This is a genomic window from Microcoleus sp. S13_C5, from assembly GCF_036700845.1.
In the GTDB taxonomy this organism is placed as follows: domain Bacteria; phylum Cyanobacteriota; class Cyanobacteriia; order Cyanobacteriales; family Microcoleaceae; genus Microcoleus.
The window spans coordinates 1-18,716 of sequence record NZ_JAUBPR010000004.1 but is presented as its reverse complement, the minus strand read 5'-3'; the positions used below and the strand labels follow the sequence as shown (position 1 = coordinate 18,716).

Genomic DNA, 18,716 nt, shown 5'->3' with positions numbered 1-18,716 from the left:
ACAATAACAATCCTGGAAGGTAAAAAATGACACAAGCCCACAAACAGAAACTTACCTTTGAAGAGTACCTCACCTATGAGGACGACACCGACAACCGCTACGAATTAATTGATGGAGAGTTAGTAACATTGCCACCAGAATCGGGCCCCAACAATTTCATTGCTAACTATCTACTATTCACTCTGGCTAGTAGCGGGTTCATCCCACTGAGGCTGATCAGAACACATATGTGCGAAATCCAAGTTCCGATCCTGCGGGAGGGCGACGCAGCTAACCGCTACCCAGATTTGGTGGTTTTGCGCCCCGAACACATCTTGCTGACAGCAACCAGGCTAACCATCACCCAAACTATGCCACCTCCTCAGTTGGTTGTCGAGGTTGTTAGTCCAGGTAGAGTTGGGCGCGATCGCGATTACATTAGTAAACGAGCTCAATATGCAGCGCGGGGTATCCCTGAATATTGGATTGTTGACCCTCAAGAGGAGATAGTAGCGGTACTACGACTAGAATCAGGTGAGTATGTCGAAGTTGGGGTTTTTCAAGGGGAACAAACACTTGTTTCTCCAACATTTCCGCAGTTGAATTTAACGGCTGGACAAGTTTTGGGAGGAGAGTTTCAGTTGTAGAATGCGCCAAATTGCATAATTTTCACCTAACCTACCTTGGGGCAAATTTCGACTTTGACAGTCATACCTACTTTATTGAGCATTGCAATCAGACTGTCAACGGAAAACTGCCCTATTTTACCTTGAGTTAGAGCTTTGATTCGATCGTTGGACTGTTGGAGATGTTGAGCCGTTTGATCGAGAGTCCAACCGCGCTCTTTAATCTGATGAGTCAGGGCGAGAATTAGTTGCGATCGGATTAGTAAGTTATCCGCTTCTTCAGATGAGAATCCGAGGTCTAGAAAGATATTATCGACTGCTTGGGTAATAGTATTTTCGCTCATTGTTCCGGTTCTCTTGAGTTTAAACGATTTTGTAACAACTCTTGGTAGCGTTTCTGCCCAACTTCGATATTTTTCTTGGCTGTTTTCTGAGTTTTCTTTTGGAAGGCATGGAGCACATAAATAGCTTCTTCAAATCTAGCAATATAGAAAACCCGATAGGCATTTTCTGTCCGAATCCGAATTTCTTCAACGCCTTTACCTACGATCGACATCGGTTTAAAGTCTGGTGGTTGTATGCCCTGCTGGAGAGTCCAAAGTGAAAAACCGGCTTCTTTTCGGGCATCTTCAGGAAGAGATTGGATTTCTTCGCGGGCAGGGCCAACCCACCGAATCGGCTTGATGGTCATCGAGTTTGTTGAGAATCGAATACTGTGACAATTATAGTCAAGTATTGCCTTAAGTATTTTATTTCTTCAGCGATCGATTTCGGGCCGTTCACCCGCCGATTTGAGACATTGTGCGGCTGTAATTTCCTTGAGTAGTTCCCGAATCTCGCTGCTTGAAATTAATCTCCGGTTTAATCTCTAATATGTGCCGCACTCGATCGCGCAATTCGCCTGTAGACACCCCATTCCGTAAAGCAGTTTTTAAGTCAATTTGACCCGTTTCGTTCAGCAGACAAGGCCGAAGCCACCCGTCAGCAGACAAACGCATCCGGTTGCAGCGATCGCAAAAACACTCGGACATTTGGCTGATAAATCCTAAAGTGCCTTTCGCCCCCGGAATTTGAAACACATCCGCCGGCCCATTTCCGCGCACTCCCGACTCGGCTAACCCGTATTTGTCGCTAATTTGTTGTCGCAATTCGGCTGATGCTACCCAACCTTTATCGCCAAATAACTCCCCATTGCCGATCGGCATAAACTCAATAAATCGAACGTGCCAATTCCGGTCAATAGTTAATGCAGCCAAATCTAATATTTCGCTGTCATTCACACCGGGAATTACCACAACATTCAGTTTCAGCGGGTCGAATCCTGCTTGATAAGCTGCTTGAATTCCCTCCCAAACCTGCATCCATCGCGATCGTCCCCGACTACCAATTATCTTATCAAAAGTCTCCGGTTCCAAGGAATCCAAACTAATATTAATCCGGCGCAAACCAGCATTGTAGAGATTTTCCGCCATTCCGGCGAGCAAAAAGCCATTAGTTGTCATTGACAAATCTCGCGTTTGGGGCATTGAGGCGATCGACCTTACCAATTCCACCACCCCAGGCCGCAGCAGCGGTTCCCCTCCAGTCAAGCGAAACTTGGTAAATCCCACGGGTATAAAAACTTCCCGCAGCAGAGTTAGCAATTCCGAGTGAGTTAACAACTGCTGCTGCAATACATAGTCCAACTCGCTACCTTCCGGCATACAGTAGAGACAGCGGAAGTTGCAGCGGTCTATCAAGCTAATCCGAAGGTAGTCTACGGTATCCATGTCAATAGTTTGTAATATTATTTAATTATAAATGCTGACTCGATTTTCTGCAATTATTGATATAGAGCAATAAACCTGCATCAATTTCTTTTCACCTTCCCCCTCCTCTCTTACTCGGCGCCCTCTGCGCCCTCTGCGGTTAATAAAAAAATATCATTCACAACTCAAATAAACTTGCTAAATATATGTTTTTTGAATTTGAAGCTGATTTTGTGGAAGCTTTGCGCTGCATTCCGATGCAAGTACGTCTCAAGTTAGATACTTGCGGCATTAAATTGAAGTTGCAGGATTGGAATCATTTCAACCAAGCAGAACGGCAAAGTCTTGTAGAGTTACCTTGCTTGACACAAGCAGAAATTATTGATTACCGAGAAAAGCTAAATCAAATATTAATTCAACAGACAGGCAAACCGGGAACAGATTTGGCTGTTGATGAAAATCCCCCGTGGATGGATGCTGCAACTGTACCGGAGTCTGTTTCGGCAAAAGCGCAAGAGCTCGGCGTGACAATTTCTTTGGCACAGTGGGCGAGTTTGCAGCCACTACAGCGATTTGCTTTGATTAAGCTTAGTCGATCGAGCCACGAGAATAAAAACTTTCTCCCGGCGCTTCAAGAGTTTAAAGTTATTGAATGAGATCAAGTTTTAATTGACTTTTCTAGGGCGCAGAGGGCGCAGAGTCCGAGAAGGGAGAGTCTGATCATCTATTTGCCCGATCGTCCTCTGTCAATTCTCACTAAGTGAGGTTTAATCAGTGAGAAGCAAGAGAACAATGTGTAACAAAGTGCAGTGTGGCGGTGGGAGAAGTAGGGTGAGGTCGATCGGGCATTTAACGGCTTGAGGTTTCCGACGCGCCAGACACCAAATTCTGAAAATATGATTAATTTTATTTTAAGTATTGTTACCGCAGCGTGGTATGATTTTTCTGAGTTTGCAAAGCACTCGCCTGCTACCTGCATTAGTTTCTGAGCTTCGTGAACACGCAAAACACACCCACCGAACCCGCAGCAGCAAACGAGGATATTCCTCAAGCTGGCACAGTCTCGACAGTCTCGACAGCCTCGTCCGAGACTAGCAATCCCATGCAAGACTTTTATCGCCTCCAACAAGAGTTGTTGGTGTACACCCTTGCTTTTACGGCGATTATTTTTATCTCCGTTTGGATTTTTTACTCGCTCAATATTGCCCTGAATTATTTGCTTGGGGCGGTCACAGGTGTGGTTTACTTAAAGATGTTGGCTAGAGACGTTGAACGAATCGGCAGCCAAAATCAACGCATCAGCAAGACAAGGCTCGGTCTGTTTTTCGCGGTGATGATAGTAGGAACACAGTGGAATCAGCTACAGATTTTACCGATATTTTTGGGATTTCTGACTTACAAAGCTGCGCTGATGGTTTACGTGATCCGAAGTGCATTAGCACTAGATTACAGGTAAGTCAGGTAAGAAGAGCAAAACTCAACTCATCGATTTGTATGGGGAAGCCCGTTGAATGGCAATGCTTGACGTTCTAAACACCTTTAATCGTTTCCCCCTCGCCAAATTGGAAGTTGGCCAGCAGTTGTACTGGCAACTCGGCAATCTGAAAGTTCATGGACAGGTTTTTCTAACCTCGTGGTTTGTAATTGCTGTTTTAGTCGTAGTTTCGATTTTAGGAACCAGCAAAATCCAGCGAATTCCCAGCGGAATGCAAAATTTTATGGAGTATGCGCTGGAATTTATTCGGGACTTGGCTAAAAACCAAATTGGGGAAAAAGAATATCGCCCTTGGGTACCGTTTATTGGTACATTATTTCTGTTCATCTTTGTGTCAAACTGGTCTGGTGCTCTAATTCCTTGGAAGCTGATTAAGCTGCCATCAGGCGAATTGGGAGCTCCTACCGCTGACATCAACACGACGGTAGCATTTGCACTGCTGACTTCTCTAGCATATTTTTATGCAGGTCTCAGCAAAAGCGGCTTGGGGTATTTCGCCCACTATGTTGAACCGGTGCCTTTCATGTTGCCGTTCAAAATCATAGAAGATTTCACTAAGCCTCTGTCCCTAAGTTTCCGTTTGTTTGGCAACATTCTTGCGGACGAATTGGTGGTCGGAGTGCTAGTGTTGCTAGTGCCTTTATTTGTTCCTCTGCCAGTGATGGTTCTGGGACTATTTACCAGTGCAATTCAAGCTTTGATTTTTGCAACCTTAGCCGCAGCCTACATAGGTGAAGCTCTAGAAGGCGGTCACGGCGAAGAACACCACGATTAACTAACGATAAACGGCGAAGAATGAAGGAGGAAAAAGAAAAATTCTGAACTCAAACTTCCTCCCGTTAAATCGGACAATTCTCTAGACTATCTGTTCTCAATTTTGTACTTTAGATAAGGAAAATCATCATGAACCCAACAGTTGCTGCCGCTTCCGTAATTGCCGCCGCTTTGGCAGTAGGTTTAGCTGCAATCGGCCCTGGCATTGGTCAAGGAAATGCAGCAGGTCAGGCTGTAGAAGGGATTGCCCGTCAGCCGGAAGCAGAAGGTAAAATTCGCGGCACCTTGCTGTTGAGTTTGGCGTTCATGGAAGCGCTCACAATTTACGGTTTGGTCGTAGCCCTAGTGCTGCTGTTTGCCAACCCCTTCGCATAATAATTGGAAATTTTAGATTTGAGGTTTTGGCGATTCTAATCCAAAATCTCAAATCTAAAATCGATTAAGCGAATTAGATGGAAGCCGTCAAAAAATCATGATGCACTGGACAGTATTACTAGCAGTTGAAGAAGCGGCTAAGGAAGGGGGACTGTTTGATATAGATGCTACGCTGCCTCTGATGGCGGTGCAGTTTTTAATTCTAGTCGCAGTCTTGAATGTAATTTTTTACAAGCCGCTCAGCAAGTCAATTGACGATCGCGCCGATTACATTCGCAACACTCAAGTCTCCGCCCAAGAACGCTTGGCAAAAGCTCAGCAACTAGCGCAGCAGTACGAGCAAAAACTGGGAGAAACTCGCAAACAGTCTCAATCAGTAATTGCTGCTGCTCAAGCTGATGCCCAAAAAATTGGGGCAGCAAAAGTAGCTGAGGCTCAACAAGAAGCTCAAGTCGCGCGAGAAAAGGCTGGGCAAGAAATAGAGCAGCAAAAGCAAGAAGCAATGCGCTCACTAGAACAACAAGTAGACGCGCTCAGCGGCCAAATTCTCGAAAAGCTATTAGGGCAGTCGCTGGCCAAATAGCGAGACCGAAGAGTTTTAGATTTTTGATGGAATCTCAAATCTAAAATCGCTTCACCCAATCTGCACGCGCAATTATGGAAGAGTATCATGGGGACTGTTTTATTGCTAGCCACAGAAGCTAGCGGCGAAGGTGGTTTCGGTTTAAATTTCGATATTTTAGAAACCAACCTGATTAACCTGGTCATTATTATTGCAGTGCTGTTTTATTTCGGGCGCGGATTTGTAGGTAAAATCCTGACAGAGAGGCGTTCGGCCATCCAAGAGGCGATTCAAGAAGCAGAAAAACGCCAAAAAGATGCAGCAGCAGCTCTAGCAGAGCAACAGCAAAAATTGACTCAAGCGCAAGCAGAAGCCGAACGCATTCGTGCCGCTGCTGAAGAAACTGCCAAGAAAGCAAAAGAAGCAATTCTAGCTCAGGCAGCGCAAGACGTTGAACGCATGAGAGCAACAGCAGGTCAAGAGTTGGAAGCGGAGCGGGAAAGAGCGATCGCCCAACTGCGATCGGCGGTTGTATCTCTGGCATTAGCAAAGGTGGAAAGCCAGCTAAAAACTAGCTTGGACGACGGCGCTCAACACCAATTAATCGATCGCAGCATTGCGTTACTGGGAGGCTAAAACGTGAGTACAGTCAGCACAGAAGTCTTACAGCCTTACGCATCTGCCTTGATGTCACTGGCTCAGTCCAACAATCTCTCAGAGAAGTTCGGCGAAGATATTCGTTCCTTGCTGAGCCTGCTAGAAGGTTCGGAAGACTTGCGTCAATTTTTAGCCAATCCGCTGGTAAAACCGGATGCTAAAAAAGCCGTGATTCAGCAAATAGCGGGTGAAGAAATGAGCCCCTTGATGCACAGCTTTCTGAAGCTATTAGTAGACAAAGGAAGAATTCTTTTTTTAGAAGGGATTGGCAAACAATACTTGGCAAGGCTCCGAGAACTAAACCAAACAGTATTGGCTGAAGTTACATCGGCAGTCCCGCTTTCAGACGCTCAACAGCAGACTGTTCGCGAGAAAGTGCAGGCGATGACCAGCGCTAGAAGCGTAGAAATTGAAACCAAAATAGACGCAGATTTAATCGGCGGTGTGGTAATCAAAGTAGGCTCTCAAGTAATTGATGCCAGCCTGCGGGGACAATTGCGCCGTCTAGGAATTCGCTTGAATTCCTGAGAGTCAATAGCTAATGACTATTAGCTAATTTAATTAGCAGTTAACGGTTGGTAGTTTTGAACAACTGATAACTGACAACTGACAACAAACAACTGACAAAAAACAACTGACATGGCAGCAATCAGACCTGACGAAATTAGCAGCATTATTCGCCAGCAAATTGAGCAGTACGACCAAGACGTAAAAGTCTCTAACGTCGGTACTGTTCTGCAAGTAGGCGACGGCATTGCCCGGATTTATGGCTTGGATAAAGCTATGTCTGGGGAATTGCTAGAATTTGCCGACGGCACTGTGGGCATTGCACTGAACCTCGAACAAGATAACGTGGGTGCAGTGTTGATGGGCCAAGGCCTCGGCATTCAAGAAGGTTCGGCAGTTACTGCTACTGGCAGAATTGCTGAAGTCCCCGTGGGTGAAGCAATGTTGGGACGGGTAGTTGATGCTTTGGCCCGTCCGATTGACGGCAAAGGAGAAATTAAAACTACTGAATCTCGCTTGATTGAATCTCCGGCACCGGGGATTGTTTCTCGCCGTTCTGTTTACGAACCCATGCAAACAGGAATTACCGCTATTGATGCGATGATTCCGGTGGGAAGAGGACAGCGGGAACTGATTATCGGTGACAGACAAACCGGTAAAACTGCGATCGCGATCGACACGATTATTAACCAAAAATCGGAAAACGTGATCTGCGTTTACGTGGCGATCGGTCAAAAAGCTTCTACAGTAGCTAACATCGTCAACGTCCTGCAAGAAAAGGGCGCGATGGACTACACGATCGTAGTAGCAGCCAACGCTAGTGACCCCGCAACCCTGCAATACTTGGCTCCTTATACAGGTGCTAGCTTAGCCGAGTATTTCATGTACAAAGGCAAGCACACTTTGGTCATTTACGATGACCTTTCCAAACAAGCACAAGCTTACCGCCAAATGTCCTTGTTGCTGCGCCGTCCTCCCGGTCGCGAAGCTTATCCCGGAGACGTGTTTTACCTGCACTCTCGCTTGCTAGAACGCGCTGCTAAATTGAGCGACGATTTGGGCGAAGGCAGCATGACTGCTTTGCCAATTATCGAAACCCAAGCTGGTGACGTTTCTGCTTACATTCCGACGAACGTAATTTCGATTACCGACGGTCAAATCTTCCTTTCTTCTGACTTGTTTAACGCTGGTTTGCGTCCTGCAGTAAACCCCGGTATTTCGGTATCGCGGGTAGGTTCGGCGGCTCAAACTAAGGCCATGAAAAAAGTAGCCGGTAAGGTGAAATTGGAATTGGCACAGTTTGAAGAACTGGCAGCATTTTCTCAGTTTGCTTCTGACTTGGATAAAGCTACTCAGAATCAATTGTCGCGCGGTCAGCGCTTGCGGGAACTGTTGAAACAGCCCCAAAGTTCGCCTCTGCCGATGAACGAACAAGTGGCTGTAATCTATGCCGGTATTAACGGCTATATGGATGACATCCCAGTGGAAAAAGTCAGCAAGTTTACTGTTGGTTTGCGCGACTATTTGCGGACTAGCAAGCCGAAGTACGGCGAAATTGTTCAAGGCGGAAAAGCTTTGACTGATGAAGCTGAGAAGCTGCTGAAAGAAGGCATCACTGAATACAAGCAAAGTTTTCTAGTTTCTGCGTAGACAAGTAGGAATTTTGAACCGCAGATGAACGCGGATTAACGCAGATAATCTGAAGTTAATCTGCGTTACTCTGCGTTAATCTGCGGTTTTAATTAAGAAGATGCGGGCAAGGATGTAAGGAGAAAGTTATGGCAAATCTGAAAACTATTCGCGATCGCATTAAGTCGGTCAAGAACACTAAAAAGATTACAGAAGCAATGCGCTTGGTGGCCGCTGCAAAGGTGCGCCGCGCTCAAGAACAGGTGACTGCTACTCGGCCTTTTGCCGATCGACTGGCAGAGGTATTGTACGGTTTGGCGGAACGCTTGCAGTTTGAAAACCTGGATTTGCCGCTGCTGAAAAAACGCGAAGTGCGATCGGTGGGACTGTTGGTAGTTTCGGGCGATCGGGGTTTGTGCGGCGGCTACAACAGCAACATCATCAGATACGCCGAAAATCGCGCTAAGGAAATCAAAGCTGAAGGCTTAGACTACAAATACGTGTTGGTAGGACGCAAAGCTACTCAGTATTTCCAGCGCCGCGAACAGCCGATTGATGCTACTTACGCTAACTTAGAACAAATTCCCACAGCACCGGAAGCGGCACAAATTGCTGACGAATTGCTTTCTTTGTTCCTGTCAGGAACTGTGGACAGAGTTGAGCTAATTTACACCAAGTTTGTGTCACTAATTAGTTCGCGTCCGGTAATTCAAACTTTGCTGCCCCTCGACCCCCAAGGTTTGGAAACTCCCGATGATGAAATCTTCCGCTTGACATCGCAAGGCGGACAGTTTCAAGTATCGCGCGAGAAGGTTGCTTCACCTACGAAGAGCTTGCCCAGAGACATGATTTTCGAGCAAGATCCGGCGCAAATTCTGGAGGCTCTTTTGCCCTTGTATTTGAACAACCAATTGCTGCGGGCTTTGCAAGAGTCTGCTGCTAGCGAGTTGGCTGCGCGGATGACGGCGATGAACAATGCTAGTGAGAATGCTAGCGATTTGATCGGTAGTTTGACGCTGACTTATAACAAGGCGCGGCAAGCGGCAATTACTCAGGAAATCTTGGAAGTTTGCGGCGGTGCTGAGGCTTTGAATGGTTAGGTTAGGGTTGACAATTTGTTGATTTTATGGTATGCGTCTGGGGGAACTCAGGCGCTTTTTTTAAGCAAAGGAGGACACCGCAATCCCGTTTCCCTACCCAAAATAATCAATCTTTCTCGCTCGGATGTAACCATCACCGATTAATTGTAGGGAAAGGGGACTGCCGTGCCCTGACTCTGGGTAATATCAATTCCGATGCCACCGAATAAGGATCGGGGCAACCACGGCCACGGGGGGATTGCCCCTACAGGAATTACTCGCAGCAAACTTTCACAAAATTGGTACAAGCTCGGCCGCAACAGTTATAATTTCTCCATGCGCTTCCCCCTCTATCTGAGTTAAGCCCATGAGTAACCTTTCAAACATCCCAGGCGGAGGCGATTTACCCGATCGCTATAGGAATGTAGGAGAACAAATCCAAGCATTCTTCGATTTTGCAGAAAACAATCCCGATCGCGCTGTTCCTTTCTTCGTCAATATCTGGCAAACTCAAGCATCACTAACCACCCGGGCTCTAGCGCTACAAGGCTTAGGCGTGGCTGCAAAACACTATCACGTTAAAGAAGCTCTAGATGACTGGGATGTGCTTAGAGATATCGCGAAGGAAGTCAAGGGGAAGGGGGAAGTTAGCAACGATTTGACTCGGTGGGCGGCTGCTTCGGCGTTGGAGGCGATCGGATATTCTCGACAGAGTTTAGAAAATTTACAAGGGGGCGGTTTCACTGAACCTCTAGATCGCATACGCCGGGAAATTCGAGATCGTAAGCTGGTGGAAATTAACAGAATTCCGCGCCTAAACACCAGAGGGGAAACAACGGCCGAATATGAAAGACATCTAGAATTTTGGATATACGGGCCCGCTGATGAATTATTAAATGATAATGATAGATCTTTGAATTATCAGGATTTAATCGGGGATGTCATTTCCAAGTTACACGGGCGAGGGGTGTATTTGGGATTGATATCACCCAATAGCATTGTACAGGAAGCTGCGCTGCGGCAAGCTGAGTTAATTTTTAAAGAATCTGCTGAGATTGAGGATTTTATCTATGGACTTTTGGAAGAGTTTTTGCATAATTCCAACAATGAAACCTCATTGAGAATTAAGGCGGCGGAGATTATCAATACAGCAACGGATGTAAACAGAAGGCTGAAAAATTTAAGCAAGTTGTTGTTGGAAGAGAGAAATCCCAAATTGCATGAAGTGGCGCTGCGTCAAGCTCAGTCGTTATTTAAACCCTCTGCCGAGATAGAGGATTTTATCTATGGACTTTTGGAAGAGTTTTTGCATAATTCCAACAATGAAATAGCATTGAGAATTAAGGCGGCGGAGATTATCAATACAGCAACGGATTTAAACAGAAGGGTGCAAACTTTAAGCAAGTTGTTGTTGGAAGAGACAAATCCCAAATTGCATGAAGTGGCGCTGCGTCAAGCTCAGTCAGTATTTCATCACTATGCTGAGGATTTTATCTATGGACTTTTGGAAGAGTTTTTAGCTAATTTCAACAATGAAATAGCATTGAGAATTTATGCGGCGGAGATTATCAATACAACAACTGATTTAAGCAGAAGGCTGAAAACCTTGAGTCAGTTATTGTTGGAAAAGATAGAGTTGCGGAATGCGGCGGTGAGGCTGTTGACTCCATACAAGCAGGAGTTGGTTAGAGTAGAGCCTGATGCTGATACGATATTGAAGGCTTTGGTTTTTAGCTACAGTTTGAATACTTTGCAGAAGCCTCAACTACAAGACTTAACAATTTCACAACTAGAAACTTATTTTTCATCAGCAAGTCAGGATTACAGGAAAATTTCAGAACTATTTACAAGTGCTATAACAACATCCGAATCATTAGCGCAACGATATGGGCGATCGGTTTCAGTGTTGAAACAATTTCTGCAAAATAAGCAGGATGAATATCTGTCAGCTATTGAAAGTTGGCTACAAGTATTAAGACATCAAATTTCTGAAACTGAAACAGAGCAGATAAAAGTTAAATCTAATCAAATTTTGATTAAAGAAGTTATTGAGATCATGACTAATTTAGAGTCTTCCTGGGCTAGCGAACTGCGTCTTTTTCCTCTTCCTGAAAATGTGTGTGTTTGTGACGCAAATTTTGTACTTTATACTACAGAATTCCATACTTACAACCAAATTTACAAAATTCAAATGGATTTGAAATCAATAAAGGAATATATAAAAAAAAATCAAACTATTCAATCCTTTTTAAACCCCATCGTGTCATCAAAAACAGCATTAGATGATTTATTTAAGACATTATATCAATTAAGAAAGTATGACTTGAATTTATCATTCCAGTGTGGATTCAATGACACACAAGCCTTATTAATTGTGTTATATTATGCCCTACTTATTGTAGTACCAGTTTTTTATGGATGGGCATGGCTCGGCGTGATATTAATAGTAACAATAGGAATAAGGTTTCCCTTTGTGGTCAGATATCGTGAAAAAACAGAGAAAAACATTAAAGACATACAGTCTCTTATATACAAGTTAAATACTCAATGGAAAGAATAAGTAATCAATCATATCTTCTCGGCTTAGAGATTACTCCTAAGCGGACTATTCACGATAACACTCGCCCAACTGAACTCCGTAAAAACCTCCAGCAAACCCAAGAACAGCTAATAAGCTCAATTAGCCACCTCGGTACTAACCTAACAATTTCCCTCCGCTACATCTATGAACCCGATCAATCCCCCAAACTCAAAACCTACCTCCTCATCAATCACCCCCACAACACCCACACAGAAGAACATTCCGAACAAATCCTGAGCCTCCTCACCAAAGGCAAATTAAGCCAATTCTTCACCCTCACCCCTCAACCAAACCTTACCCCATTTCAAAACTTAGAATGGGTGCAAACAATTGGCGAAATTCTCAAACATGAAGAATTCATCCCACCCCAAAATTACTACCTACCTCACCTTTTCGAGGCAAATCAAACCAATGATATGTCAGCAGTCTGCGAAGTCATCCACCGCTTAGACAGCAAACTAATTTTAGAAATCACCCTGAAAACCTATGACAACCCCACTCAAAAATTCTTGTGGGTAAATGCCATCAACCAAATGCTCGCTCAATTGGATAAAGTCAACGCCAACACCACCGGAATCAAAGACAACATTCTCTCAGTCACATCAGCACTCTACCAAAAATACCAACAGTCATATCCCAACAGCGACCTATTCCAATATAGCATCAAAGCCCTAGCCGAAAATCGTGCCGATGCTTTTCCCGTCCTCGACACTCTCATCAATCACGCCATCAAACAAACACCTCACGGGAAACGATGCCGAATCATCCAAATTAGCAAAGATAAACCCGGATTTTACGAAAGCTTGGAAGCCACAAAAAACGTAGATATTTCCAGTGCTATTGAATGGGAAGGTTGGCAGAAAAACAACAGTCAAATGTCAATTGTAAATGCAATTCAGCCCGAAAAAAAAGGATTAGCAAAATTCGGTGGTAATTTTGGCAGTCTTCCCGACAAACCATCATTGTACCATCCAAATCAACCACCAATGATAGGCGGTGTCAACTCAGATCAAAATCCAAATTTACCGCAACTATATAATGCTGTTTCAGATGGTTCAGGTTTAGCGAAGTTGTCATCAACTCCGTCCCCATCTCGAATGGTTGATTTAAAACCATTGCACCGGCTGGCGACAGCTCAAGAAATTAGCGGCTTTTTCCGCATAGCTGTTTCCCAGGAAATCTCTATTGAAAGTAGGACAGAAAAATCCTTGCCCGTTGCTAATACTGAAGGCTTATTCAAGTATTACAAAAATCTTCTCGAACAAGATTATGATACTTACCGAGATTGCTACATTGTAGGCATTAATGACGAAGGAAATCCCGTAATATCAAGCTGGGCAGAAACTCCTCATCGCTTAGTTGCTGGCGTACCAGGTGCAGGGAAAACTAACTTTCTCAATTGGGTAATTTTCCAATTTCTCTATGCTAATCCCACCGGAAAAATTTATATCGCCGATTTTGCTGGAGTTGACTTTAACTTTTTGGCGAAGCACTTCCAAGATAACGTTGAAATTATCACAACCGTAGAAGAATGTCAGAAATTAGTTGAAAAAATTCATACTGAGGAGTATCAAAGACGAATTGAGTTAATGAAAGAAGCTGAAGTCCAGAATATTCAACAGTTAAGAGAAGAGGGTGTAGAGATTCAGCGCACGCTTTGGATTATTGATGAAGCAGCAGACATAGCACTTGCGCCCAGTAAATTAAAAGAAACGATTCAGACGAGATTAATTGAGTATGCGCGTAAGGGGCGTAAATGCGGTCTTCATGTTATTTACTGCACTCAAAGACCATCAACTGCCATAATTACACCACAGGTGCTTGAATCCTGCGAAGAAAAAATCGTTTTCCGAGTAAGTTCAGACGCTAGTCAAGCTATTATAGCAACTAGCCAAGCTGCTAAAATCTCAAAAGAATCTCGCGGCAGGGCTGTTTTAATGCTAGTTGGAGGTGATGACAATAATTACGTAAATACTCCCTATATTCAAGTTCCAGTCGGCAAGAAAGTCTTAGTAGAAGATACGCTCTGGCGCTATCTCACTACCGAATTGTAAAATGTTTTATCTATTCCTGAGATGGAGGTATCTCAATGAGTCTATCATCTGAAATTGAAGAATTCCGGGCAATGATTAATAGAATAGTTGAGTCTCTGGAAGAGGTGAGTAGTTCATCAGCAACTATTCCTGAGACTGTTGAATCTGAACTAAGCAGAAAATTCTCAAGTTTATCAGAGGGCTGTGACGAGGTATCTAGCGAACTCAGAACAGCCATAGAAATGCTTGAAGAAATTAAATCCCGTTGGGGTTAAGGAGTAAAATATGGGGACACTCAGAGACGACATCGAACAATGGCGGAGTAAAGTCGTCCAACTACTAGAAACGATGGAAGAAGTTCGCGCTTGCGCCGATCGACTCTCTGAGTGTCCTGCTTCTGAGTTAGATTGGCAGTTTTCTACGCTGCTAGAAATGTGTGAGGAATGTTTAAGTCAAGTTGAACATTTAAGAGAGGAATTGGAAGAGATACAAAGTCGGTGGGGTGTTGGTACGATTGGGAATCAAAATTTTTTGGCTTCAATCATTTCTCCAACAATTAGCTTAGCCAATACTTCTGCTGATACTTCTATCATCACAAGTATCATCACAGATTTGAAAAACAATCCTTTGGCTTACAAGAGTTGGCCTTGGCTCAAAATGTTAGGAGACTCAGGAGAACTAGCAGTTTTGAAAGTTTTGTTAGACGTTGACAGTGAAGATAAGCTTGATTGGTCAGAATTCCAGATAAAACCTAAGCTTGAATCAAATTCGGGGAAACAACTAAACCCCGATTTTTATGTAAGTTCCTGTCATCTTATTTGTGACGCAAAAGCTTGGCAACCTGCCAATCCAGAACTAGGTAAAAGAAGTTCAGTTGAGCTAAATATCAAAAGCCTCAAGGAAACTGCTGAAAAGTATGCGGATGCTAAGTGTCTTAACGGTGGTGGCGAGATGAGACTTTATTTCCCAGAAGATACCTACAATCAGCAGAAATTTATTCTCGAAAAACTGGAATCGGAAGTGCAGTCAAAGTTCAGCAATGTTAAGATTAGAATGTGCGCGATTCCAGGAGTCAACTACCAGGACTTAAGCCGCCAGACAAGATTTCGCTATACGTTTCTCAAGTGGCTTGGTTCGCCAAAGTAAAAAAACTGCTATTCAGTGCCGATCGCACATGGGATTATGACTCAATATCCTGCGACAATATCGATCAATCGCATCCTCGAACCAAATGCCGAATCTCTACTGATTTGGATAAACAACATATTTTCAGGTAAAACCGCGCAACCACAAGACTTTAACTGGCTATTATTAGCTGATATTTGCTCTGCTAAGGCTCGAAAAAGTCCAAATGGTTCAGGTTTTCCAGATCGCACAGGGGCAGAAGTAGCAACCGCAATTTACGATCGCCTAGCCGATGATGCCGATCGCAAAAAACCAGGTAGCGGTGAGTCTTTTACGATTTCCTCAATGATGCTGCGGGCTGGGGCGATAGACAAACACGGAGTAATTTCCGGTCATCCTGTTCTCGATGTTAACTTAATTCTACACTGGTTTTGGAACAACATCAAAGAGTCGTGCGAAGATGTGGAAAAAAAAGCAGCTAATTGGAAAACGCTACCCATTGCAGAAATTCGCGAGTTAAGAAAACTTAAAAATCGCTTAAAAGTTATAGCAGCACTCGCTGACAGCTATCAATATGTTTTAGATGAAAATCTCAACAGTTGGCTTTCCCTGCGCGAGAAACTACCGTAAAAATGCGGGTACTCATCACGCAATAACTTCTCACCGTATCAGTCATAATAGTAACAAGTAAGTTTACTAAAAGCGAATAAATAACTATGGTCACTGCTACTGCTGTACAGGATAATTTTACTTTAGAAGACTTCATGGCTAATCCCCCCGACAACATGGAATGGGTGGACGGACAACTCGTGGAGAAAAATGGAGCCACGCTCAAGCATGGTAAAATTCAATCAAGCCTGGGTTGTGCTTGGGCAAATTACATGATTTCCAGCAAACAAGGAGGAGAAGTTTATATTTCACCACCTTGCCGCACTAAGCAACAAATTCGCCGGCCCGATGTCGCTTATCTCACACCCGAATTAGTTGCACAATTTGGCAATCTTGCCACTTTACCCCAAAGTTTCCCTTTAATTGCCGAAATAGTTTCACCCACCGATATCGCTGAAGATGTCTTTCTCAAAGCACAGGAATATTTAGAATCTAGCTGTCAGGAAGTTTGGCTAGTTTTTCCCGAAAGTCGTTTAATATTCGTGATGACTCAAAATCAAATATTGACATTTCGAGCCGGCGATACCGCCAGTACCCAACAAATCCTGATCGGTTTTAGCATCGATGTCGATCGATTGCTAGCTTAAACTAAATTCTACAACCTTTCATTTAGCAGCACGCAACACAAAACTCTCCTCTACCCGTTGCACCAGTTCTGAAATCAAATTGCTACAATATGTTTAAGAATCCTCAGTCCGCCTTCGCGGACTTCGTTTGTAGAGCATCGGAATTCTATTCGGTGGTATTTAATTAATATCCCACCATTATCGGAGCAAACCGCCATGTCAGACGACTTTTCCTTAGACGAGCTTTTAAATAGAAGTTACTACGCCTTCAAAGATGCAGAAAACCAAGTGGGACAGTGCAATGTTTTAGTCATCGGCAAAACCGGCGTCGGCAAAAGTACCCTGATAAATTCCGTTTTTCGCCAACGCTTAGCAGAAACCGGAGTCGGCCGCCCCATCACTCAAGGCATTCGCCAATATACCAAACCGAATTGCCCCATTACAGTCTACGATACTCCCGGACTCGAACTCAATGCCGAACAAATTAAAGTTATCCAATTAAACGTTGCTAAACTGATTGAAGACCAAAGACTCCTGCACCCAAAAGAACACATTCACGTCATCTGGTACTGCATCAATCACAGCGCCAATAGAATAGAATCTGTGGAGGAAAGCTGGCTAAAAGAAATGGAAGTCAAAGATGTACCAGTGATTTTAGTTTTGACTCAAACTACATCTAAAAAGCCGAGCGAATTTTTCAAGCAACTGGAACACATGAATTTACCCGTCAGTCAAATCATCCCCGTTATGGCTGAACCGGAAGAAATAGATGAGGATTATACAGTAAAATCTCACGGTTTAGATAAGTTGGTAGATGCAACTTTTCAACTGCTGCCGGAAGTAGCTAAAAAAGCTTTTGTTAAAGAACAAATTGCTAATATTGCGCTCAAATCCGATATGGCATTTAAGTATCTAAGTGCTTATGTAGCCGGTTCGGCTATTGTCGGTGCGACTCCTGTACCGTTTGCAGATGCGCCGATTTTGATGACGATGCAAACGGCAATGATTGCTAATATTACTGTGATTTTTGGAATGCCCTTTGATAAGGGGTTTATTTCGGCTATGCTGTCTGCTATTAGCGGCGCTGGGGGTGTGACTGCTGTCGGCAGAAGTATTGTTACTAATTTGATTAAAATGATTCCTGGTGCGGGTACTGTTGTCGGCGGTGCTATCTCCGGTGCAACCGCAGCAACTCTCACGCTTGCCCTCGGTTTGGCTTACATTGAAGTGCTTAAAGCTTATATGAAAGCTCAAATTAATGGGGAACAACTTTCTTTACAGCAGTTGACAAAGATGTTTGTGGAATTGTACAAAGATTATGCTAGTTCTGGGCGTAAAACTTTGAAGGATGAGCAACAGAATCAACCTAAGCCTCCCAATCAAATTAATATTGAGTAAATTGGGCATAGGGCATGGGGCATAGGGCATAGGGCATAGGGCATGGGTTATTTTTTTACTCCAACTGAGATATTGCACCATTCTCAATAAGCCTTTTATGAACAGGCAAGATGCCTGTTCCACAAAGATATTGATTTTCTTGTGGAACAGGCATCTTGCGTTGCTGAAAATGGTGCAATATCTCAGTTCCAATTACCAATTACCAATTTCCAATTTCCAATTTCCAATTACCAATTACCAAAGATTGCTACAATATGAGTGAATTCTACAAAAGGGAGTAAATGGCTATGGTAATGGCAGCCGTTTTATCAGACAATGTTTCTCTAGAAGACTTTATAGCCAGTCCCACCGACGATATGGAATGGGTGGACGGGCAAATCGCGGAGAAAAATGGCATGACAGCAAAACACAGTCTAATTCAATCCAAAGTAGATTATTATTGGAGAAGTTACAAGATATAGCATTTCTTACAAAGGTGAGGTACAATAACAGCAGTGAGTAAACCAATTCCAAATATTTGCTGATGTAACTTCACTAAATGCAAACTCTATGGCTTTTGCTAACTCTTGATAATTAGGTGTCTTGATAGAACGGAGAATATTTTTAAGTTTTGACCATAAATTTTCAATTGGGGAGAAATCCGGCGAATAGGGCGACAAGTATATTAATTTTGCCCCTTTTTTTTGGATGGCTTTTTCTACTTCTTCTCCGGTATGAATAGTACAATTATCCATTACTACACAAACCGCTTTCCATAATTTTGGCACTAATTTTCGGATAATAAAAGCCTCAAATGTAATTCCATCAGTTGTACCTATTAAATTGACTGATGTTAGGACTTCTTTGACCGATATAGCTCCAATTATTGAGACATTTCTTCCGCGTTTATTCGGTTTTGATCCCTTGGCTCTTG

General features: G+C 43.6%; 22 protein-coding genes. 18 read left to right on the top strand and 4 right to left on the bottom strand.

The window, feature by feature from the left end:
• Window positions 1-26: 26 nt before the first annotated feature.
• The gene (locus QUA04_RS02125; protein WP_333253311.1) at window positions 27-626 is read left to right on the top strand and encodes a Uma2 family endonuclease; all 600 of its coding nucleotides are present in this window, start codon (window positions 27-29) and stop codon (window positions 624-626) included.
• A gap of 26 nt (window positions 627-652) precedes the next feature.
• Here the strand turns inward: QUA04_RS02125 and QUA04_RS02120 are convergent, their stop codons facing one another.
• The 3 genes from QUA04_RS02120 to moaA all read right to left on the bottom strand — a co-directional run bounded on the left by QUA04_RS02120 (window position 653) and on the right by moaA (window position 2,374).
• Complete coding sequence (locus QUA04_RS02120; RefSeq protein WP_333253309.1) at window positions 653-949, bottom strand: XRE family transcriptional regulator; 297 nt, start codon at window positions 947-949, stop codon at window positions 653-655.
• Window positions 946-1,296, bottom strand: a complete 351-nt coding sequence (locus QUA04_RS02115) for a type II toxin-antitoxin system RelE/ParE family toxin (RefSeq protein ID WP_194009249.1) — start codon at window positions 1,294-1,296, stop codon at window positions 946-948. Before QUA04_RS02115 ends, QUA04_RS02120 begins: the two co-directional genes overlap by 4 nt.
• 88 nt (window positions 1,297-1,384) lie before the next feature.
• Entirely contained in the window at window positions 1,385-2,374 is a 990-nt protein-coding gene (gene moaA / locus QUA04_RS02110) for a GTP 3',8-cyclase MoaA (RefSeq protein WP_333253306.1), read from the bottom strand.
• Between the two features lie 185 nt (window positions 2,375-2,559).
• Between moaA and QUA04_RS02105 the strand changes: the two genes are divergently transcribed.
• The 17 genes from QUA04_RS02105 to QUA04_RS02025 all read left to right on the top strand — a co-directional run bounded on the left by QUA04_RS02105 (window position 2,560) and on the right by QUA04_RS02025 (window position 18,264).
• Window positions 2,560-3,009: a nitrate reductase associated protein gene (locus QUA04_RS02105; RefSeq protein ID WP_333253303.1), complete on the top strand. Its 450-nt coding sequence runs from the start codon at window positions 2,560-2,562 to the stop codon at window positions 3,007-3,009.
• A gap of 338 nt (window positions 3,010-3,347) precedes the next feature.
• On the top strand, window positions 3,348-3,809 hold the full coding sequence (locus tag QUA04_RS02100; RefSeq protein WP_333253301.1) for an ATP synthase subunit I: 462 nt from the start codon (window positions 3,348-3,350) through the stop codon (window positions 3,807-3,809).
• A gap of 55 nt (window positions 3,810-3,864) precedes the next feature.
• Window positions 3,865-4,623, top strand: a complete 759-nt coding sequence (atpB, locus tag QUA04_RS02095; RefSeq protein ID WP_242717111.1) for a F0F1 ATP synthase subunit A — start codon at window positions 3,865-3,867, stop codon at window positions 4,621-4,623.
• Between the two features lie 128 nt (window positions 4,624-4,751).
• Window positions 4,752-4,997 carry an ATP synthase F0 subunit C gene (gene atpE / locus QUA04_RS02090; RefSeq protein ID WP_006631105.1) on the top strand — a complete coding sequence of 82 codons (246 nt, stop codon included), beginning with the start codon at window positions 4,752-4,754 and terminating at the stop codon, window positions 4,995-4,997.
• Window positions 4,998-5,094: 97 nt separating this feature from the next.
• Window positions 5,095-5,580 carry a F0F1 ATP synthase subunit B' gene (locus QUA04_RS02085; protein ID WP_006631106.1) on the top strand — a complete coding sequence of 162 codons (486 nt, stop codon included), beginning with the start codon at window positions 5,095-5,097 and terminating at the stop codon, window positions 5,578-5,580.
• An 87-nt stretch (window positions 5,581-5,667) separates the two neighbouring features.
• Entirely contained in the window at window positions 5,668-6,195 is a 528-nt protein-coding gene (locus tag QUA04_RS02080) for a F0F1 ATP synthase subunit B (protein ID WP_333048365.1), read from the top strand.
• Between the two features lie 3 nt (window positions 6,196-6,198).
• Window positions 6,199-6,744 carry an ATP synthase F1 subunit delta gene (gene atpH, locus QUA04_RS02075; protein ID WP_333102795.1) on the top strand — a complete coding sequence of 182 codons (546 nt, stop codon included), beginning with the start codon at window positions 6,199-6,201 and terminating at the stop codon, window positions 6,742-6,744.
• A 111-nt stretch (window positions 6,745-6,855) separates the two neighbouring features.
• Window positions 6,856-8,373: a F0F1 ATP synthase subunit alpha gene (atpA, locus tag QUA04_RS02070; RefSeq protein WP_333037344.1), complete on the top strand. Its 1,518-nt coding sequence runs from the start codon at window positions 6,856-6,858 to the stop codon at window positions 8,371-8,373.
• A 128-nt stretch (window positions 8,374-8,501) separates the two neighbouring features.
• Window positions 8,502-9,452 (top strand): F0F1 ATP synthase subunit gamma, encoded by a 951-nt coding sequence (locus tag QUA04_RS02065; RefSeq protein WP_006631110.1) that lies wholly within the window; start codon window positions 8,502-8,504, stop codon window positions 9,450-9,452.
• 535 nt (window positions 9,453-9,987) lie between these two features.
• Window positions 9,988-11,991, top strand: a complete 2,004-nt coding sequence (locus tag QUA04_RS02060) for a hypothetical protein (RefSeq protein ID WP_333253299.1) — start codon at window positions 9,988-9,990, stop codon at window positions 11,989-11,991.
• Complete coding sequence (locus QUA04_RS02055; RefSeq protein ID WP_333253297.1) at window positions 11,979-14,066, top strand: FtsK/SpoIIIE domain-containing protein; 2,088 nt, start codon at window positions 11,979-11,981, stop codon at window positions 14,064-14,066. Before QUA04_RS02060 ends, QUA04_RS02055 begins: the two co-directional genes overlap by 13 nt.
• 35 nt (window positions 14,067-14,101) lie before the next feature.
• Window positions 14,102-14,320 carry a hypothetical protein gene (locus tag QUA04_RS02050; protein ID WP_333253295.1) on the top strand — a complete coding sequence of 73 codons (219 nt, stop codon included), beginning with the start codon at window positions 14,102-14,104 and terminating at the stop codon, window positions 14,318-14,320.
• Window positions 14,321-14,330: 10 nt separating this feature from the next.
• Window positions 14,331-15,191 (top strand): hypothetical protein, encoded by an 861-nt coding sequence (locus QUA04_RS02045; protein ID WP_333253293.1) that lies wholly within the window; start codon window positions 14,331-14,333, stop codon window positions 15,189-15,191.
• Between the two features lie 36 nt (window positions 15,192-15,227).
• Window positions 15,228-15,800 carry a hypothetical protein gene (locus QUA04_RS02040; protein WP_333253290.1) on the top strand — a complete coding sequence of 191 codons (573 nt, stop codon included), beginning with the start codon at window positions 15,228-15,230 and terminating at the stop codon, window positions 15,798-15,800.
• A gap of 86 nt (window positions 15,801-15,886) precedes the next feature.
• Entirely contained in the window at window positions 15,887-16,426 is a 540-nt protein-coding gene (locus QUA04_RS02035; RefSeq protein ID WP_333253288.1) for a Uma2 family endonuclease, read from the top strand.
• Window positions 16,427-16,621: 195 nt separating this feature from the next.
• Window positions 16,622-17,803 (top strand): GTPase, encoded by a 1,182-nt coding sequence (locus QUA04_RS02030; RefSeq protein ID WP_333253286.1) that lies wholly within the window; start codon window positions 16,622-16,624, stop codon window positions 17,801-17,803.
• A 281-nt stretch (window positions 17,804-18,084) separates the two neighbouring features.
• Complete coding sequence (locus QUA04_RS02025; protein WP_333253284.1) at window positions 18,085-18,264, top strand: hypothetical protein; 180 nt, start codon at window positions 18,085-18,087, stop codon at window positions 18,262-18,264.
• Window positions 18,265-18,270: 6 nt separating this feature from the next.
• On the opposite strand, the gene QUA04_RS02020 is transcribed toward QUA04_RS02025, so the two are convergent.
• On the bottom strand, window positions 18,271-18,716 hold a 446-nt coding region (locus tag QUA04_RS02020), incomplete at its 5' end, for a transposase (RefSeq protein WP_333253282.1).

What these genes read in the sequence shown, in the direction of transcription:
- QUA04_RS02125 (WP_333253311.1), top strand. Translation starts at nt 27, where the DNA reads ATGACACAAGCCCACAAACAGAAACTTACCTTTGAAGAGTACCTCACC.
- QUA04_RS02120 (WP_333253309.1), bottom strand. Translation starts at nt 949, where the DNA reads ATGAGCGAAAATACTATTACCCAAGCAGTCGATAATATCTTTCTAGAC.
- QUA04_RS02115 (WP_194009249.1), bottom strand. Translation starts at nt 1,296, where the DNA reads ATGACCATCAAGCCGATTCGGTGGGTTGGCCCTGCCCGCGAAGAAATC.
- moaA (WP_333253306.1), bottom strand. Translation starts at nt 2,374, where the DNA reads ATGGATACCGTAGACTACCTTCGGATTAGCTTGATAGACCGCTGCAAC.
- QUA04_RS02105 (WP_333253303.1), top strand. Translation starts at nt 2,560, where the DNA reads ATGTTTTTTGAATTTGAAGCTGATTTTGTGGAAGCTTTGCGCTGCATT.
- atpB (WP_242717111.1), top strand. Translation starts at nt 3,865, where the DNA reads ATGGCAATGCTTGACGTTCTAAACACCTTTAATCGTTTCCCCCTCGCC.
- atpE (WP_006631105.1), top strand. Translation starts at nt 4,752, where the DNA reads ATGAACCCAACAGTTGCTGCCGCTTCCGTAATTGCCGCCGCTTTGGCA.
- QUA04_RS02085 (WP_006631106.1), top strand. Translation starts at nt 5,095, where the DNA reads ATGATGCACTGGACAGTATTACTAGCAGTTGAAGAAGCGGCTAAGGAA.
- QUA04_RS02080 (WP_333048365.1), top strand. Translation starts at nt 5,668, where the DNA reads ATGGGGACTGTTTTATTGCTAGCCACAGAAGCTAGCGGCGAAGGTGGT.
- atpA (WP_333037344.1), top strand. Translation starts at nt 6,856, where the DNA reads ATGGCAGCAATCAGACCTGACGAAATTAGCAGCATTATTCGCCAGCAA.
- QUA04_RS02065 (WP_006631110.1), top strand. Translation starts at nt 8,502, where the DNA reads ATGGCAAATCTGAAAACTATTCGCGATCGCATTAAGTCGGTCAAGAAC.
- QUA04_RS02055 (WP_333253297.1), top strand. Translation starts at nt 11,979, where the DNA reads ATGGAAAGAATAAGTAATCAATCATATCTTCTCGGCTTAGAGATTACT.
- QUA04_RS02050 (WP_333253295.1), top strand. Translation starts at nt 14,102, where the DNA reads ATGAGTCTATCATCTGAAATTGAAGAATTCCGGGCAATGATTAATAGA.
- QUA04_RS02045 (WP_333253293.1), top strand. Translation starts at nt 14,331, where the DNA reads ATGGGGACACTCAGAGACGACATCGAACAATGGCGGAGTAAAGTCGTC.
- QUA04_RS02040 (WP_333253290.1), top strand. Translation starts at nt 15,228, where the DNA reads ATGACTCAATATCCTGCGACAATATCGATCAATCGCATCCTCGAACCA.
- QUA04_RS02035 (WP_333253288.1), top strand. Translation starts at nt 15,887, where the DNA reads ATGGTCACTGCTACTGCTGTACAGGATAATTTTACTTTAGAAGACTTC.
- QUA04_RS02030 (WP_333253286.1), top strand. Translation starts at nt 16,622, where the DNA reads ATGTCAGACGACTTTTCCTTAGACGAGCTTTTAAATAGAAGTTACTAC.
- QUA04_RS02025 (WP_333253284.1), top strand. Translation starts at nt 18,085, where the DNA reads ATGGCTATGGTAATGGCAGCCGTTTTATCAGACAATGTTTCTCTAGAA.